The sequence below is a fragment of the Fibrobacter succinogenes genome (assembly GCF_902779965.1).
In the GTDB taxonomy this organism is placed as follows: Bacteria; Fibrobacterota; Fibrobacteria; order Fibrobacterales; family Fibrobacteraceae; genus Fibrobacter; species Fibrobacter succinogenes_F.
Map to the genome: position 1 here is coordinate 105,654 of NZ_CACZDK010000006.1, position 17,269 is coordinate 122,922.

General features: G+C 44.9%; 17 protein-coding genes. 6 read left to right on the top strand and 11 right to left on the bottom strand.

Annotated elements, in window-relative coordinates:
• Nucleotides 1–39: 39 nt before the first annotated feature.
• Complete coding sequence (locus HUF13_RS04610) at nucleotides 40–237, bottom strand: ferredoxin (protein WP_072827484.1); 198 nt, start codon at nucleotides 235–237, stop codon at nucleotides 40–42.
• Between the two features lie 279 nt (nucleotides 238–516).
• Here HUF13_RS04610 and HUF13_RS04615 point away from each other — a divergent pair, with 279 nt between their 5' ends.
• The 5 genes from HUF13_RS04615 (at nucleotide 517) to HUF13_RS04635 (ending at nucleotide 4,867) form a co-directional block, all read left to right on the top strand.
• On the top strand, nucleotides 517–1,068 hold the full coding sequence (locus HUF13_RS04615) for a hypothetical protein (protein WP_173474023.1): 552 nt from the start codon (nucleotides 517–519) through the stop codon (nucleotides 1,066–1,068).
• 142 nt (nucleotides 1,069–1,210) lie between these two features.
• Nucleotides 1,211–2,002, top strand: a complete 792-nt coding sequence (gene argB, locus HUF13_RS04620) for an acetylglutamate kinase (protein WP_173474024.1) — start codon at nucleotides 1,211–1,213, stop codon at nucleotides 2,000–2,002.
• Complete coding sequence (locus HUF13_RS04625) at nucleotides 1,983–3,194, top strand: aspartate aminotransferase family protein (RefSeq protein WP_173474025.1); 1,212 nt, start codon at nucleotides 1,983–1,985, stop codon at nucleotides 3,192–3,194. The genes argB and HUF13_RS04625 overlap by 20 nt, the downstream gene beginning before the upstream one ends.
• A 263-nt stretch (nucleotides 3,195–3,457) precedes the next feature.
• On the top strand, nucleotides 3,458–3,619 hold the full coding sequence (locus tag HUF13_RS04630; protein WP_173474026.1) for a hypothetical protein: 162 nt from the start codon (nucleotides 3,458–3,460) through the stop codon (nucleotides 3,617–3,619).
• A 138-nt stretch (nucleotides 3,620–3,757) separates the two neighbouring features.
• On the top strand, nucleotides 3,758–4,867 hold the full coding sequence (locus HUF13_RS04635; RefSeq protein ID WP_173474027.1) for an Rpn family recombination-promoting nuclease/putative transposase: 1,110 nt from the start codon (nucleotides 3,758–3,760) through the stop codon (nucleotides 4,865–4,867).
• A 123-nt stretch (nucleotides 4,868–4,990) separates the two neighbouring features.
• Here HUF13_RS04635 and HUF13_RS04640 read toward each other — a convergent pair whose 3' ends face one another.
• The 4 genes from HUF13_RS04640 to HUF13_RS04655 form a co-directional block, all read right to left on the bottom strand.
• The gene (locus HUF13_RS04640) at nucleotides 4,991–6,121 is read right to left on the bottom strand and encodes a GGDEF domain-containing protein (RefSeq protein ID WP_173474028.1); all 1,131 of its coding nucleotides are present in this window, start codon (nucleotides 6,119–6,121) and stop codon (nucleotides 4,991–4,993) included.
• A 119-nt stretch (nucleotides 6,122–6,240) separates the two neighbouring features.
• On the bottom strand, nucleotides 6,241–6,984 hold the full coding sequence (locus HUF13_RS04645; protein ID WP_173474029.1) for a hypothetical protein: 744 nt from the start codon (nucleotides 6,982–6,984) through the stop codon (nucleotides 6,241–6,243).
• Nucleotides 6,981–7,847, bottom strand: a complete 867-nt coding sequence (locus HUF13_RS04650) for a hypothetical protein (protein ID WP_173473950.1) — start codon at nucleotides 7,845–7,847, stop codon at nucleotides 6,981–6,983. The genes HUF13_RS04645 and HUF13_RS04650 overlap by 4 nt, the downstream gene beginning before the upstream one ends.
• 134 nt (nucleotides 7,848–7,981) lie before the next feature.
• Nucleotides 7,982–9,505, bottom strand: a complete 1,524-nt coding sequence (locus HUF13_RS04655) for a radical SAM protein (protein WP_369697074.1) — start codon at nucleotides 9,503–9,505, stop codon at nucleotides 7,982–7,984.
• Nucleotides 9,506–9,537: 32 nt separating this feature from the next.
• Here HUF13_RS04655 and HUF13_RS04660 point away from each other — a divergent pair, with 32 nt between their 5' ends.
• Nucleotides 9,538–10,149: a toxin-antitoxin system YwqK family antitoxin gene (locus HUF13_RS04660; protein ID WP_173474031.1), complete on the top strand. Its 612-nt coding sequence runs from the start codon at nucleotides 9,538–9,540 to the stop codon at nucleotides 10,147–10,149.
• 130 nt (nucleotides 10,150–10,279) lie between these two features.
• Here HUF13_RS04660 and HUF13_RS04665 read toward each other — a convergent pair whose 3' ends face one another.
• The 6 genes from HUF13_RS04665 to HUF13_RS04690 all read right to left on the bottom strand — a co-directional run bounded on the left by HUF13_RS04665 (nucleotide 10,280) and on the right by HUF13_RS04690 (nucleotide 17,266).
• Entirely contained in the window at nucleotides 10,280–11,035 is a 756-nt protein-coding gene (locus HUF13_RS04665) for a DedA family protein (protein ID WP_304038818.1), read from the bottom strand.
• 188 nt (nucleotides 11,036–11,223) lie between these two features.
• Nucleotides 11,224–12,942, bottom strand: coding sequence for a hypothetical protein (locus HUF13_RS04670; protein WP_173474032.1), 1,719 nt, complete (start codon nucleotides 12,940–12,942; stop codon nucleotides 11,224–11,226).
• Nucleotides 12,943–12,949: 7 nt separating this feature from the next.
• Nucleotides 12,950–13,606 carry a hypothetical protein gene (locus tag HUF13_RS04675; protein ID WP_173474033.1) on the bottom strand — a complete coding sequence of 219 codons (657 nt, stop codon included), beginning with the start codon at nucleotides 13,604–13,606 and terminating at the stop codon, nucleotides 12,950–12,952.
• Nucleotides 13,603–14,997, bottom strand: coding sequence for a hypothetical protein (locus HUF13_RS04680; protein ID WP_173474034.1), 1,395 nt, complete (start codon nucleotides 14,995–14,997; stop codon nucleotides 13,603–13,605). The genes HUF13_RS04675 and HUF13_RS04680 overlap by 4 nt, the downstream gene beginning before the upstream one ends.
• On the bottom strand, nucleotides 14,997–16,562 hold the full coding sequence (locus HUF13_RS04685; RefSeq protein ID WP_173474035.1) for a hypothetical protein: 1,566 nt from the start codon (nucleotides 16,560–16,562) through the stop codon (nucleotides 14,997–14,999). The genes HUF13_RS04680 and HUF13_RS04685 overlap by 1 nt, the downstream gene beginning before the upstream one ends.
• Complete coding sequence (locus HUF13_RS04690; RefSeq protein ID WP_173474036.1) at nucleotides 16,559–17,266, bottom strand: hypothetical protein; 708 nt, start codon at nucleotides 17,264–17,266, stop codon at nucleotides 16,559–16,561. The genes HUF13_RS04685 and HUF13_RS04690 overlap by 4 nt, the downstream gene beginning before the upstream one ends.
• Nucleotides 17,267–17,269 lie beyond the last annotated feature (3 nt).

Genomic DNA, 17,269 nt, shown 5'->3' on the forward strand with positions numbered 1-17,269 from the left:
ATCGCGAAATTTGCGACAACTTTGCCTAAATGCTCGAAATTACGAGAACTTGATAACGCCAGCCGGGCAGCTTTCAGCTGCGTCCTTGATTTCGTTTTCGTAAGCAGAGAAGTCTACGCCTTCCTTAACGACCATCTTTTCCGGAACGGAGAAGACAGCGTCGCAAGTTGCTTCGCAAGCGCCGCAGGAGACGCATTCGTCGCTAGATTCATCGAGCCAAACTTTTGTAATTGCCATAAAATACCTCTTATATTGGTTAGGTTTTCCCAAAAGATATAAAAAAATTACGCTTGCAGGGTGAAAAAAGTAAAGGAAAATGGAAAAAAATGGGGCTTGGCCATTAGTCAATGGTCAATAGTCATTAGCAATAACCAACAACTAATAACTAGTATCTCCTAACTCCTAACCAACAACATGTTTTTATATATTCTCATTCAAATGCGTAAATTTGTCTGCCTTATAATCCTATTTTGCTCGTTCTCTTTTGCTTCACCTTCTGGTGGGTGGTCAGGCTGGATGCGTGATTTGGTCTCGTCAGAGGGGACTATTTTGCCGCTCAGTTTTAGTATCAATAAAGACGATTATAATTTGGGGTTGTGGGGCGGCGTAAAAATTGCCGACGGATTGTATTTGAATGGTCAGTCGTTTAATTTTCATTTGGTTAATGACACTAAAGATTCTGTCACAAGAATTGGTGCTGCCTTTCTCTTGCATACGATTGCTATACCGATTGCGATCTATGATTTCTTTGATCCATCTAGTCATGAACTCCGTGTATATTATGCTATGGCGGCGCTATTAAATCCCACATTGGAATTCTATGTCGTGCGTGAATATGTCCCTATTTCGGTCGGAATCGGTTATAATACAGATTGGTTTGCTTTTAAGCCTAATCAGAAATTTTATTTCCGTGTGCATGGTGATGTAAACATCGAAATTCCTTTTTTTGTTAGAGTGACGGCTTCTTATTCCTATTCGTTTTTGGACACCTACGATTTGAAAAAAGGTTTCAGGCTTTATTTTGGAGTTGCCTTGTTCCATTTTCCTGTGTCAAAGCGTTGGTGGTAGAAATCATAGAAAATACAGAATAATCTCTACCCACTACCTACTGCCTTTTGCCAACTATTTTTAAATTTGGTTCAAGTTTTTCGGGCTAATCCGGGCAATGGTGCTCGCCTTTCGCCTGAAAATTATGAGGACATCGTTAACGATGAAAAAAGTGGTTGTAAAAATTGGTGGCAGCTTGGCAATCGACGAAGCCAAGTTGGCCGATTTTGTGGCGGCAGTCAGCAAGCTTCCGGCTATGGGCTGCCAAGTGGCCGTGGTGCACGGCGGTGGCAAGGATATCAACGAGAATATTTCCTTGCTCCGAGAACAACCCACCTTTATCGACGGTCTCCGAGTCACGACACCTTCTATCATGAAGATGGTCGAAATGACGCTCTCGGGGCACGTCAACAAGAAGCTCGTGCGAATGCTCCTCGAAAACAATTGCAGCGCCGTCGGTCTGAGCGGCGTAGATGCCAAGTTGTTTGAAGTTGTCAAGAAACAGGGCAAGGTGGATCTTGGTCTCGTGGGTGAAGTCAAAAAAGTCAATCCGAAAATCGTGGAAACGCTCTGGTCTGCTGGTTTTGTGCCCGTGGTGAGCCCGATTTCGATTGGTCCTGACGAAAACGGCAAGGCTGTGAGCTGGAACGTGAATGCCGATACGGCTGCAAGCGAACTGGCTGTGGCGCTCCATGCTGACCAGTTCGTGCTGGTGAGCGACGTCCCGGGCGTGATGGACGATACCAAGACCGTCATTCCTGAATTGAGCGAGGCTGCTGCCGAAAAACTCATCGAGTCTGGCGTCATCAGTGGCGGCATGATCCCGAAGGTCCGCGAAAGCTTCAAGAGCATTGAACGCGGCCTCAAGAGCATTCACATTGTCGGCTGGAAGGATGCCGAACACTTTGTAAAACAAATTAATGGAGAACTGAACTATGGCACAATCCTTGGCTAATTCGATTTTTGAAGAAGACAAGCAGTATATCGCACCGCTTTATGGCAAGGCCAATATTGAATTTGTCCGTGGCGAAGGTTCTTACTTGTTCGACAAGAACGGCAAGAAGTATCTTGACTTTGTCGCTGGCATCGCTGTGAACGCTCTCGGCCACCAGAACGCAGCTATCAAGAAGGCTGTCGAAGAACAGATGGACAGCTTCTTCCACATTTCGAACCTTTATCCGAACTTCCCGCAGGTGAACCTCGCTAAGGCTCTACTCGCTGCAACGGGTTTCGACAAGGCATTCTTCTGCAACTCCGGTACCGAAGCTAACGAAGGTTGCATCAAGTTTGCACGTAAGTATTTCGATCGCAAGGGTGAAAAGAACCGCCAGAAGATCGTGACGTTCATCAACAGCTTCCACGGTCGTACGTTTGCAGCCCTTTCTGCAACGGGTCAGCCGGCTATCCGCGAAGGCTTCGGCTCCATGCCGGGTGACTTTGTTCACGTTCCTTGGAACGATGTGGCTGCCCTCAAGGCCGAAGTCAACAACGACACTTGCGCCATCATGCTCGAATCTCTCGCTGCCGAAGGTGGCGTGATGACCGTTTCCGATGAAATGGTCGCTGCCATCAACAGCTTGAAGAAAGAATTCGGCTGCCTCGTGATTGTCGACGAAGTCCAGGCAGGTATGGGCCGTCTCGGCACATTCCTTGGCCTCCAGAAGCATGGCATTGATGCTGACCTCGTATCGCTTGCCAAGGCTCTTGGCGGCGGTCTCCCGCTCGGTGCAGTGCTCCTCCGCCAGAAGGTTGCTGACCAGCTCAAGGCAGGCGATCATGGCACAACGTTTGGTGGCAACCCGGTTGCTTGCGCAGTGGGTCTCGCTGTTGTGAACCAGATTGCAAAGCCGGAATTCCTCGCCAATGTCGAAGCTCGCTCAGCTCAGCTCAAGGCTGGCCTCGAAGCTATCGCCGCAAAGTTCCCGGCAGTGAAGAGCGTGCGTGGTGAAGGCCTTATTCTCGGCCTCGCTCTCGACGAATCTCTCCCGGTCGGCAACGTGATTGCAGCCGCCCGCGACGAAGGCATGATGGTCCTCAGCGCTAAGGGCAACGTGCTCCGTTTGCTCCCGCCGCTGAACGTCTCCGCTGCTGAATGCGATGAAGCGCTTGCAAAGCTTGGCGCGGCTTTTGCTGCGGCAACGAAGTAAACCGCGCGGCACTTGTCATGCCCGATTGTCATCCTCGAAGCGAAGCGTAGGGGATCCATTATTTTTCAAATCGGACATTTGGTGGGCATCGCCGTCTCGAAAAATTAAAAAAGACCTGGACTTAGTTCTTGGTCTTTTTTGTATATTCTGCGCTTTGTCGCTTTTCAAGCACGTTAATTTATGTAGTTTGTACTATGATGAAATCTTGATACTGTTGTAACTATCGATGGTGTAAAAAATACCTATTCCTCGCCGATTGCTTTATGAATGATGAATACAAGGAATCTTTCCACCTCAATGATTCCTGTGAAATCGGGTGGAACGGAAAATACGCCGAAAAAGAAGACATCCTTGATTTGCAGGATGCTATGGAAGATAAACAGTTTAAAGAAAAGTTCGCGAAAAAGTGTGAATTTTCTCGATGAATTTTACCTATTGTAAAATTTTCATAATTTTTAAAAATTTTTAGGCCAAACGAGTTTCTAAAACGTGTTAATGTAATGGATAGGGAGCATTTTCTGTCTATGAACCCGACATCATCGGGCGTTTAACAACGGAAAAATATGGAAAACGACAATAATGTAGCTGAAATCCATTGGGGCAAAACAATTAGCGAGGCTAGAACTTATGAGGAGTATAAGGGGGCTGGTGTTTTTGCTGATCTCCTGACAGATAGAACTTTCAAGAAGGCTTTCAATCCCGACTCGCAGAATAAAGTTTGTTTGATTGCGCTTTTGAATGCTGTGCTTGAAGGTGAAATCTCATCGCCGATTGTGGATGTTCAGTCTCGTGACAAGGAATTTAACGATGGATCGAATGAAAATCGGACAACGGTTTTTGATTTGTATTGCATCGATTCCGCACAGAGACGGTTCATCATCGAAGTTCAAATTTTACCGCAGAAAAACATCGTTAATCGTGCTATTTACTATGCTTCCCAGACGGTTATTGCGCAGGGCGAACGTGGTCAAAGCTACAAATACGAGTTGAAGCCGGTAGTTACAATCGTATTCATGGAATTTAATGTGTTTGCCGATGACCGCTATATTCGCCGAGCGAAGCTTCGCGAGGTCAATGGTGCTAGCGTGAGCGATATCCTCTCTTTTGCGTTTGTGGAACTTCCGAAGTTCAATAAGCCTTTGGATCAACTAGAGACGACGCTAGACAAGGGACTTTACGTGCTGAAGAACATAAAAAACATGACTCATATGCCTAAGCAGTATGCAAATACGGCGTTCGAGCTCTTGTTTCTCATGGCGGAATTGGCTAAATTATCAAAAGAGGAACAGAAAATGATCGATGAAGCACAGAAAGCCAAATGGGACGCATACGCTATTCGTGAGTATGCTATTGAAACTGGGCTAAAAGAAGGTTTGGAAAAGGGGCTCAAACAGGGGCTCAAACAGGGGATTGAACAGGGGATTGAACAGGGGCTCAAACAGGGGATTGAACAGGGGATTGAAAAGGGGCTCAAACAGGGGATTGAACAGGGACTTAAACAGGGAATCGAACAAGGAATCGAACAGGGTCTTGAAAAAGGTATGGACCAAAAAGCTCGCGAAATGGCAAGAAGTATGCTTGCTGAAGGTGATTCGGTACAAAAGGTTATACGTATTTCAAAACTTTCTGAATCTGATGTTCTCGCTATTAAGGCGGACTTAGATAAAGTCTGAATTAATTTTTAAGACCTGGATTTTGTTCCAGGTCTTTTTGTATGCTCGGTGCAGCGCCGCTTTCCGCGCACATTCCCTTTGCATTTGTCTTTCCTACCGACTACTGTTTACTTCTAACTTCAATTATCTCCCTTCTCGGGATGATTTCTTTTGCAAGTACATTTGCTTGTCGGCGGCTGCAATGACTTCATCTTCGGATTGCATGCCTGTTGTGCGGATGGCAAAGCCGTAGGCGGCGCTTTCTGTAATTCCTTGAACTTGAGTTTGCTTGGAAATCTCTATAAATTGCTTCAAAAAAGCTTCGCATTTTGTGTGATTGAACTTGGGTATAATTACTAAAAATTCGTCGCCACCAGTGCGGATGGCTTCGGCATTTTCGGGAAGAATCTTCTTTAAAATTTCGGCGAAGCTTTGGATGTATTCATCTCCTTTGTTGTGACCATAATTGTCGTTTATTTCCTTGAGGTGGTTCAAGTCAAACATCACGTAACTGCACGGGAGCTTGCGCTTCACGTCATCGGGATGCATCACCAGGTAGTTTCTGTTGAAAAGTCCCGTCATGGCATCGTTGAAACTGATTTTTTCGATCAATTTGTGCGAGGTGTTTTCACTGACCTGCACGCCGACAAAAAGGCAGACTATTACAAAAATCACGCTGACGATATCTATGCGGATACCTTCGGCAAACGGCGCTGCTGAGCCTGCAATAAAGGGGAGAATGAAGTAAATTGTAAATAAAATAAATGTTTGTAGCCCGAACTGCTTGCGAAAATAGATGATGATTCCTGTCATGATGAAGCCCCAGACGCCGGTGGCTAGCCAAGAAACAATGGTCTCGTTTGAGGTCCAGTCGCGGGTAATGTCACCTGTAGAAATGTCTACGCCGACGTTCAGTAAAAAGTCGAGGACGCAAAGGGCGTAAATGGTGTAGTGTGTGATTTTGCTGAGTTCGCACTTTCTATTTTCGAGGAACGCGAATACGTACTGCGAAAAGTAGTAGATGCATAGCGCGCTCGAAACAAAGCTGACTAAATCGACAATTGCGTAAACTGGGGCCGAAAGTTCTCCATCGCAAAAGTGGATGATGGCGTACGTGATGATTACGCCGTGGTAGGCGATGATCATGCCTATAAAATTGTATTGAAGCCTGTCGTTTCGCCAATGCCCGACCCAGAGAAGAACCAAAATGAGAGACAAGATGGAAAGACTGAACAAGTCGATACAGATATTTATCGCCTGAATAATATCGTCCATGGCTTCCTCTGTTAAAAAATCACTATATCAGTATATAAATATAATCTATGGATATGGAATGTTTTGAATTGAAATTGAATTATTTAAAAAGTGTGATTAGTGTCAGCCTCCAATTTAAACTATTGGAGTTTTTTTGCTTTTTTTAAGCCTATATTCAATAGGGCGATCGCCGTTTCGTTTGATAGGGGCTGTTGAATCAATTTCATGTATATGAGCAGGACGATTATTGCAAATATGTCGAAAGCGACTTTGAAAATGAAGAGGTAGATTATAATGGGAAAAAATAATGCTAAGAAAATAAATCCTACCATATAGCTGTTTGCTCCTAATGTGTACATTAGCAATGTTAACAGGGTGCCTAGTCCTAGTAACAGCGGTGATAGTGGTGTGGTTGTTGGAATTGATGTGGTGTTGACACTATGCGTGTCAAGGATTTCTTTTTGGTGCGTGAGAATATCTTTGAAGATGAAGCATGTCAAAATTTGCCCGATACCAGGGAGTAGCGAGCAAGCGACAGCGATCTTGGGTGAAAAACGGGTTTCTGTAAATTTGCGAAGATTGCTCAAAATACGGTAAAGCCACTTACAATAAATAGCTAATGACGAAAGCAATACGAAAAAAACGAACAGAGAATGGAGTGGATATGCGATAAAGAATAGTCCTAACAAAAAGTCTGATCCAAAACAGTATCCGATGATAAGTATGAAAAATAAGAGTATCTCGGTCTTGATAATTATAGGAATGAATTTTTTTACCCTGCCAATCAGTTTTTCTCCACGCTGGACATTCTCCTGAATTTCTTTGTCGAAAAATTCTTGCGACTGAATTTCATCATTGACGGATTCGCTCTCTTCGCAATTCATGCTGGCCTCTGTAGGTTGTCGGGAGTGTCGCTGGGAGTGTTGGCTGTCGCCAATGAATGGAGCGTGCTTGCGTTCGCGGTGATGGTGCGTATGATTTTGATGTAGCTAGCGAAAAGGAATATGCCGGAAAATACGCTGGCAAACCATACGATTGGAATCCACTCTTTGAGAATGCAGATAGACAATAATCCTGACTGCATCACAAAGCCGGATACGGAAATTACGGGGAGTAGCCTATCAGGAAGGTTCCTGCAGTCTTGATGATTCCTTTCAAACACTTCTTTTTGCCGGGCGAGCAAGTCGTTGAAAATAAAATATTGAAAGACAGGACCAATAACGGGAATTAGGGCGCAGATGACTGCATCATCAGGAAAAAAACGCATTTTCGAGAAATGACTTTGTTCTGTTTCGGAAAAATGAAGCCAACCGCAGTAGTGATAGATGCACTTGCATAAGGAAATAACTAGAAAGATGCATGAAGCAAGAGTGGCTAGGGCAAAGACTGGCCATAACAAGACTAACGGCGGGCATAGTGCTGTTATGAGTAGAGGGACGAGCCAAACCCAAAAACCGACAATTATGCCCAGTAAGTTTATGTCTAAGGGACCATTTGTTGATTCCCAATATATAGCAGTTATGGGTAAAATAATCATGATGAGGCTGGTGAAAAAGAAAGCCTTAAGCCAATATATCGCCTGATCGCCACGTACTTCGCATTCCGTGAGGGGTGCTGCTTCCTCCGGCTCGATTTTGTCTGCCGGGTTTGCGGTTGAGGAATTGACCTTGCTTTCATTCGGTGCGTCACACCACAGGCACTTCGGCATGTCGTCTTCGTATTTCCTTCCGCATTTCTTGCAAATCATGCTGGCCTCTAGTGAATTAATCTGAACTTTAAAATACAAAATAAAAAATGCCCGCACGAGGCGGACATCTTGCAATTGTGTTTGGATTTACTAGTAACTAAAAACTAGTAACTAGTAACTGCGGCTGCGCCGCACTACTCCTTAATCGTCGGAGCCTGTCTTGCGACTGGCGCGAGTTCACCATGCTTTCTGAACAAGTGCTTCACGAGTGTACCGAATCCACGGAGAACTCGGTAACGTTCGCGCGGGTTCTTGATGGCCATGATGCCTTGATGGAAAATGTAGCTCGGACGCAGGTAGAATTCACGGCGGGCCTTGTCGCAGAAGTCCACGAGAGCTTGGCTCGTGAGTTCGCCACGCTGGATTGTGGTGCGGTGGAAACCGTCCTTGTCGAGCCACTGGCTGTAATCCTTCGACTTGAGAGCGCCGCTTTCAAGAGCTTCCTTGTAAGCTTCGGTGCCGGGGTATGCCATGATGGGGTAGAACTGGGCTGTGTTCGGGTTCAGCTTCTTGGCGTAGTCTAGCGTCATGCGGAGCGTTTCCGGCGTGTCGCCCGGGTTACCGACCATGAAGCATCCGTGAACGAGGAGTCCTGCCTTGCGGGCATTCTTCGTAAATTCAATTGCCTTGTCGGTGTTCTTCACACCCTTGTGGATCTTTTCGAGAACCTCGGGGGAGGCGCTTTCGAAGCCCACGCACATTTCGCGGCCACCGGCCTTCTTCATGAGCTTGAGCAAATCGAGCGGAACATCGGCGCGGGCGTTGCAGCTCCACGTAATCTTGAGACCGCGTTCGAGAATCAAGTTGCAAATTTGGCGCACGTGTTCGTGGCTTGCCGTAAACGTATCGTCTTCAAAGAACACTTCGCCTAAATCTTCGAAGTTTTCCTTGATGTACTGGAGTTCGTCGACAACGTCCTTCGGATCGCGGCGGCGGAATTTGTGACCGTTGAGCGTCTGCGGAATCACGCAGTAGCTGCAGTGGTTCGGGCAGCCACGGCCAGACAAAATCACGATAAGCGGGTTCAGGTTTGCGCCGTAGAAATACTTCTTGTAGCAGCTGTAAAGGTGTTTGCGGTAAACCTTGGAAACCCACGGAATTTCGTTCAGGTTTTCAATCTTCGGGCCTTCGGGCTGGAAGTCCACTTTGCCTTCGGCGGTGCGGTAGGCAAGTCCTGCAAACTGACCGACGGGAGCGCCATCGCCACGGAGAGCGCGCACGAGGTTCCTACAGGTGTAGTCGGCTTCGCCAATCACCACGTAGTCCAAAGACGGTTCCATTTCCATGGATTCGAGCGGCTCGGCAGTCGCGTGCGTGCCCATGATGGCAACCTTCACGTTCGGCAAAGCTTCTTTAATCGCATGGACGACCTTGAGGTCATTCAAAATACTCGGGGTGCTTGTGCTGCAAATGACAAGTTCCGGGCCGAACTTCTTAATGCCTTCGAGCGTCTGCGGAAGGTCGAGTTCCATAGCGGGACTGTCAATAAGCTGGATTTCGTTACCGTCGGCTTCACAAACGCCGGCAGCATAGCTCAAAAACATTGGCCAGTAAAGCGTACTGGATTTCGTAACACACGGGGATCTAGATTCCCGACTGAACATCGGGTGAAACGGGGGATTTAAAAAAGTAACGTTCATGACGCTCACAAAATACATAATATGAAATGATTATGCTACATTATAATGCAATGAAGAAGCTTTTTTTCACGTTTTTTACGCCTTTTGTGATTGCAGGCACGGCTATCGCCGCGCCCAAGGCTGCTTCTGTTGCTTTGGATACTATTCGCACGACTTTTGATGACGGTCGTGTGTCACGAATTTACACCGTTTTAAAGGGGACGGATGTGCGCGAGGGGGTGTCACTCTCTTATCACCCGAACGGTCAATTGGCGATTGAAGTGCCGTATAGAAATGGCAAGATAGACGGGGTTTTACGTTCGTACGATGAAAATGGAAAGCTCCATGAAACCATCGGGTATCTGGAAGGCGAAGAAGAAGGCTATAGCACCATCTATTACGCGAATGGCAAAAGGAAAAGCCGCGAAACATATCGCCATGGAATCTTAAACGGGGTGTCAGAAATTTGGGATGAAAAGGGGAAACTCCGCCGCCAGGTTCCATATGTAGACGGACAAATTCATGGTGTGTTCAAAATGTACGATGAGTTCGGGAAAATTATGGAAGACATGAATTTTGTTCATGGGCTCCGCCATGGCGCCTATCGTCGATACAAATATGGCAAACTAGAATTTGAAGCCGAATTCCAAAACAACCGCTGCGTCAAGAATTGCAATTTTTAGATCGCTTCGCTCTCAGCTCGCTCGTAAACTCGCTTTGGGCTATGGGGTCGGCACGTTGTGCCTTTGGGGTCGCTTCGCTTTGGGCAATTGCTCATACCTCGGAGGGAACCGTAGGCGACCGTGCCCATAGCTATTTTTTCTTTGGCTTCACGGCATTCCAGACCATGTAAGCGATAAAGAGCACGCCAAAGCCGAGCAATGCGATGGCAAGTTCGGAATTGTACTTCTCGATGATGTCCTTTTGTCCGTGGGCGAGGTAGCCGAGCAATGCGAGGACGCAGTTCCAAATGGCTGCACCGAGGAATGTGTAGAGCGTGAACGGAGCGAGCTTCATCTTTGCAAGACCTGCCGGGATAGAAATCAACTGGCGGATCACTGTGATGAGGCGGCCGACGAATGTCGAAATGGCGCCATGTTCACGGAAGTAGTTCTCGGCCTTTTCAACTTTCTCGACATCAAGCAGCAAGAAGTGTCCGAGACGGCTATCTGCAAATTTGTAAATAATCGGGCGGCCGAGAATTTTGGCGAGATAGTAGTTGATATAAGCGCCAATCAAAGCGCCGAGCGTTGCAAAGAATACGATGAGTGCAATGTTGAGGCCAGAACCCGGCTGCAATGCCTTGTAAGCGGCTGGCGGCACGACAAGTTCAGACGGGAACGGAATGAACGAACTTTCAATCGCCATCAAGAGCGTGATCGTTCCGTAGTTTAAGTTGTCATTGTACCAATCAATTATTTGGTTGTAAATGCCTGTTGATTTGGTAGCCTCGGCAGCTGCGGCGCCGGCATTGGCGACCGTATCAGCGGCAATTGCATCAGAAGCAAAAGTAAAAGCGGTAAAGAAAAGAGTTAAAGCAATAGTTGTTTTAAGGACTGATTTTTTCATTGGGACAAATTTAGAAATTTAAAAAATAAATTTTTTGATTTTATTATAAAAGTCGTTTTTTTTAATATGAAAAAGTACGTCATGCGGGCGGGGCCCCAGCTCGGAGTTGCGAAGGCCGCACGGGCCCCTCCCTGCACCCTCCCCATCCTTGGCCGACGCTTTTTTAATAATAATTGCTGTTATTGATGTTAGAAATAGAAGTAAAGGCCGACGCCGAGGAGTGCTGCTGCTGTTCCGAGCAAAATGCCGCCGGCAATGGCTTTGTTGTCGCCTTGATCGACTAACTTCTTGTTTTTCTTGACTTTGTTCTGGTAGTTTGTTCCTTTGACCGCTCCTGGAATTTTAAGATCCTTCTTGATGTCGTCAGCGTCGTTGTAGTCTAAGTGGGCAAAGTACATGAGCAATCCACCAATAAGAACGGTTCCTGCAGCACCGCCAATAAATGCTTCGCCGAGAGTTTGCATTTTCTTTTCGTGCAGCCACTTGTTTTGCTTTTCGATTTCGTCAAAGTCGGTCAACTTTTCAAGATCAATGCTCAAGTCTATTTGCGATACCGGTGCGACAAAGAAATTGACGAGCGTATCTCTGTAGCCTGCTTTGCGGATAATGAGGCTGTCTGTTCCCATGTTGTAAACGGGGATTTTTTCAGGCGTCTTGGCGATTGCCTTGGAACGCTTGGTGATGGGGGCGTCTGCTTTGTAAACGCTTGCGCCTTCGGGGAATGTCAAAATGCGAATTTCGGGAGCAACGCGCTTAAGTTTGAGTGAAATATGTACTGTATCGCCGAGAAGAGGAGTGATGTTTGTGCTTGCTCCCCAAAGGTGTCTGTCGACATCCCAATAGGCGTAAAGCGGGAATTTGTTTGTGTCTGTAACGACGAATGTGCAAGGCGATTTGCAAATAGCGTCTTTTTCAGAACGAGAAATCGTTGCTCCGTCGGGGTCCGTTTCAATGTGGATGTAAGCACGATTTTGTTTTGCTTTAATAGTCTCTTTACCTTGAGCGTCTAAAAGTTGATTCCTTAATTTGTTGTTGGTAATGGCATCGCTGAATACGGCTTGCCTTGAAATGTTCACGCTAGCTCTGTGCAACATTGGCAACGAATCTTCGTAAAATGCATGCGTGAGGTTTAACGTTAAGCTATCGGTTTTGATATTCGGGACAATTTCGCCAAAGTATATAGACTTGTAGCCATAAGAGGAAAGTTCGTTTTGAATGCAGATGTTGTCATCACAGTTCTTGATATCGCTCTTGCGAATGAGTTGTGGATTTTCGCCAGCTTCCATGAGCAATCGCGCGGTAAGGCCTGTGAATTGGTCGGCAATGGACTGGTTGACTCCTTCTCCAGTGTAGGCTATCAGAACGGTTTTGATGGGCTTTGGTGCAGGCTTTTCGCTAGACGAACTGATGCTAGATGAACTTGCAACCGGTGCGTTTTCGCTTGAAGAACTGGAGCTAGATATTTTTGCGCTAGAAGAACTCACGCTAGGCGATTTCGTGCTGGAGGAACTTATGTGGGCTTGTTTTGCGCTTGAAGAAATCGCGGTAGACGAACTTGAAATTGCTGCAGAACTTGATGATTGGGCCGAACTTTCTGCTGCCGAGCTAACGGCGATTGAACTTGAACTTGGCTCCGTTTTTTCAGCCGTTGTTTTTGCTTGCGAAGTTTCGTTTAAAAGGTCGTTGCCTTTTTCATCTACAATTCTTTTGAATTGCTTCTTGGCAATCTTTACGATTGTGAACTTGTTTTGGATGTATCCGCCAAGGCTTACGGTATCGTTTTCAATACCCATAAGTTTTGCGCGTTGCTTTGTGCCCGACAAGAGCTCGACATCAACGAAAATGCCTTCGGTGTTAGCGAAAGTGGCGGTTAAGGCGATTGCAATGAGTAAGAAAATCTTTTTCATATTCTACCTAAAATGAAAGAACGAATCCTGCTGTAAGGAATGCTATTCCTGTTGCAAAGAAAATCCCTGAGACTGTTTTAGCGGTTTTGGCGCTACTTTTGTGGTCTTTGAAATCACGCATGTGTTCATCGTATTTTTCGTTTACGAAGCGCGTGTTTTCCATAGCTCTTTTGTGGTCGTTTGCTTTGCTTATATTGTAAAGCGAGATGATTGCAGAAATTCCGCTAATGGCAAAGGGGGCGATGGATGCCCATTTGAGGTATCCTCCGAGTATGCGCCTGTTCCTGTGTTTTAAAAGGTCTTGATTCCTTTCGATTCTTTCATCGTCGTAAGTTTGCTTGAGTGCTACAATGATGAATGATGTATCGTTAGGCGAGAGTGCAATGTTGATTGTCGTATCCGCGTAATTCGGGTGGAAAAACGAAACGATGATGCTGTCTTTTCCATCGGGTACAGGGATAAATGCGGGGGATGTGTAATTGGGTTTGCTGGCGAAGTCTGGAAAAATCAGGCCGGTGTACAAATCAACCGTTGACGGATTTGTCGAAATCTGCAAATAGCGAGTCTTGGTTTGGGTTGATGCGCTTTGTTCTGCAAAGACATTCCCGCAAAGAGCAAAAAGCAAAATGACAATTGCGATGGAGGCTCTCTTGATATTAATCATTTGTTGTCCTCCTGCTTGGTGTATGGTCCAAAAATTCCTGTTTCAGAACCATTGACCTTGATTTTCCAATAAACGTTGGGTGCCTTGTTGCGTGCATAGTCTTCAGCATTTACGACAAGCTTGCATTCATTTTGACACGTGTTGATTATGGATACAATGTTGTTTTCGTATTTTGATAGAACTGTATCTGCGTTTATTGTTGCATAAATCTTTGACACGTTAACGCCGGAACCGTTATCGAGAAGCATGAACTTGATTGGTACGGTTGTCGGAAAATTTGTGTTGATTGGAGTCATGTTGGGCTTGACATTGTCGCGCAAGAACAATGTGTCGGTTACCGTTTTTGTGCTGGGCGCTAAATTGGTTGTTATGGAATCGCAACCGTATTCTGTACGAATTTCATCGCAGATTACAATTTTTATGTTTGATTGCGGACTCAGTGTCTTTATAATGTTTGTAGTCGATTTGTTTTCTGAAATTTTAGAAAGAGTATCTCCCGCTGCCGAAAGAATGGCGCCTGTTAGCTTTGATTTTTCCGGGAAGAGGTTGGATAGGCTTACTACCGGAATCTCGATAATTGAAGATCCGTCATTTTTTAACTTTGTGGAAAAACTGAATACGTCGCTATACGCTTGTTCAGACAGACCTTTTTCGTTTTTGATTATGGCACGAACTCCCCAGTAAATTGTGGAGGATTCGGTACCGTGATTGATGGTGTCGCCTTTTTCGGTTATTTCTGCGTTTAAGTCTCCAAGCAGATTGACGCTGCCCATGCAATCCATGTTTCCAAGCGAAGAATTCCAAATGTTAGATTTGTTGTAGCCTGCGAAAAGTGTACAGTACGAGGTTTCCCAGGGGTCAATTCCTGAAATACTCCATGTGAGTTCGAGTCCGTTCTCATTATCGCCATCGACTTGGTTGTAATTGTTGGCGGGTGACTGTAATGTAACTTTTGTTGGCGTATTGACGTAAATTTTTGCGTTTGTTTGTAAAGTGTCGCCAAGAAGATCGATTGTTTCAAACGTTATGTTATGGATTCCTGCTTTGTCAAAACTGGAATAGACCGAAGTTGCTCCTGCTTCGTCATTATCAATTTTCCATTTGTGAAAACTGTAATAAGGTATAGCCTGTTCCGCCGATATATATTCTCCATTAATGGCGTAAACACCGCAAATGCGGATTTTTTCATTAATGTTGACATAAAATTTATCTGAAGATTTGTAGCGTTTGTCGTTGTAGGGCTCGCCATAATAGCTTTCAGGAACGATAAAAATCGATTGTGTAAGTTCAGAAATATCCGACGATTGTATCTCGGGATCAGAACATGAAATGAGAGAGTATGTAATTGCGGTAGCGAATGCAATTGATAGAGGAATGTACTTGTAATTCATTAGTTTTCCTCCATTGTTGTTGCTTGCTTAACGTAAAGCTTCCAAGTCTTGCTTTGATGTAAGCCGTTCTTGTAGATGACTGTTGATCTTATGGTTTGCTCGGCATCGAAAAATGCTGCTTCAAGTTCTGCTGAAATCGTATTTGTGTTAGGAACAGAAATAATGATTTTATTTTTTGTGACGTTGAAGAGTTGCAATGAATCTACGACAAAATCAAATGGGTTTTTGTCTTGAATGAACATCTTGACGAGCCCGTCGTTTGCGATAGTCGTATCGTTGTTTGTGGTAAACCAAAGTATGCTTGGCGTAATGTAGAATGATTTGCTGAAAACGTTCTTGCTTCCGTCTGTTGCTGAAATCGCAAGAATTCGGTATGCCCAACTTTTATCGGTTTCTTTGAGCACGACTGTTAAAATGCTGTCTTTGTAGAATTTATCAAGAATAGGTTCGTTTTCGAGGGAAACTTTGATGTCCTGTGATGAAATGACTCTGCTCCCGTCCTTTACAATGAATTGCAGTGTGTCGGCAAAATCAAGTGTGTCTCTTTTTGTAATTGAAACGATTGTCGGTGCAATTAAATCGACGAGCTTGAGGTTGTTTGCAATTGTTACAAAGCCATCGTTGATTTTGACGTCTTTTATAATCGCTCCAAAATCAAAGTAATCCGAGCTAAGTGTCAGTTGATATGTTCCTGCTGGGATAACACCTAGTGAAATATTGTTGTTCGTCGATGAAAGATTGAACTTGAAATCAAAATGCTTGTTGAAATCGTCCTTGTTTTTTAGCGTCAGCTGCATGGGAACCAATGAGGCTTGCCCGATATCGATTGTTGCTTGCAATGATCCTTCGCCAGGGAATCCTTTGGTATAGAATGAGCTTTCGATTTTTTGTATCGATGCAAAATTGTATTCGTTATAAGCTTGAACTGACCAATTGTATTTTTTGAATTGATTTAATTTGTTGTGAAATGTGAAATTTGGTTCGTATAGAATAGTGTCAATTTTGGCAAACTTTGAATCGGCATTGGCGAAATCTTGCTCGCTCAGTGTAAATCGGTAGTAATGGGCAAGTTTGATTCCTTCGGTTTTGGCACTCCAGGTGAAGTAAATTGCTTCGAACGGATCGATGGCTTGCGTTCCGTTGGCTGGAGTGAATGCACTGTCGTTTAAAATTGGATTGTCTGCAACCCACACGTCAAGCGAATCGTAGTGCATGTCGCCAAAGTGATCTTTTAGCACGAACGTAAATTTGTGGTGACCGGGTTCGGTAATCTGTTTCTTGAAATTGTATTCAGAGGAACAGTATTTGCCGTCCATGAGCCAGTGGTAATCTTGAACTTTAATGATTTTATTCGGACTAATCGTTGTTACGAAAAAAATCGTGTCGTTGACATGAAACGTGTCAGCCTTGACTTTCGATGATACATCTGTGATGGTTTTTGCTAGGGCTACATTTACACTGATGTTGATGGCTTCTGCTTCGTCAAAAATGTGGTCATCAGAATTAAAGCATGACTGGAGTAAACTTGCAAATGCGGCAATGGCAAAAATTTTCAAAAATTTCATTTTGCCTCCAATGTGTCGACAACGTAAAATTTCTTAGGTGCAAGAGTATCGGCATCGCCATAAAGGTCTCGAACGATAATGCGGAACGAGTGTTCTCCTGCTTTAAAGCCTGATTGCTTGACTTGCAAAAGCGTTCCGACATCATATTGTTTACCGTCAATTTCAAGAATGTGGAACAACGTATCGCCGTTGCTTAAATCCTTGTCGATGCTGTACCATTCAAATAAGAATGCGGATTCCGGTGAACCATAAAGTTTTGCTCCGCTTGATGGGATTGTTGAATCCGAAAGTACAGGAGGAGTGTTGATGACGACTGTGAATTCGTAAGTTTTGTTATTGCCCTCTTGGTCGGTGACGATAAGCTTGTTGGGGAGGTCCTCTCCGGATCTGTTTGGGTAGAACGAGTAACTACTTCCGTTCTTGAGGAGATTATCTTTATTCTCGTTAGAATAGAACCACTCAAACGAAAGCTCATCATGGAATTTTTCGGGAATGACGCTAGCTTTGATGGTTGCTGAATCGGAGGGGTTTACCTTGAGTATGGTCGAAAAAGAATTGTCTTTTTGCTTGACCATAATGCTGATGGATTCGACCGTTTGCAGCTCTTGTGGGTCGTTGGGAGCGTCGAGACATCCGGCAAGAAATATGCCGAAAAAGGCGAAAAACGCTAAAAGGGGTAATATGGAACGATAGAACAAATTCATTTG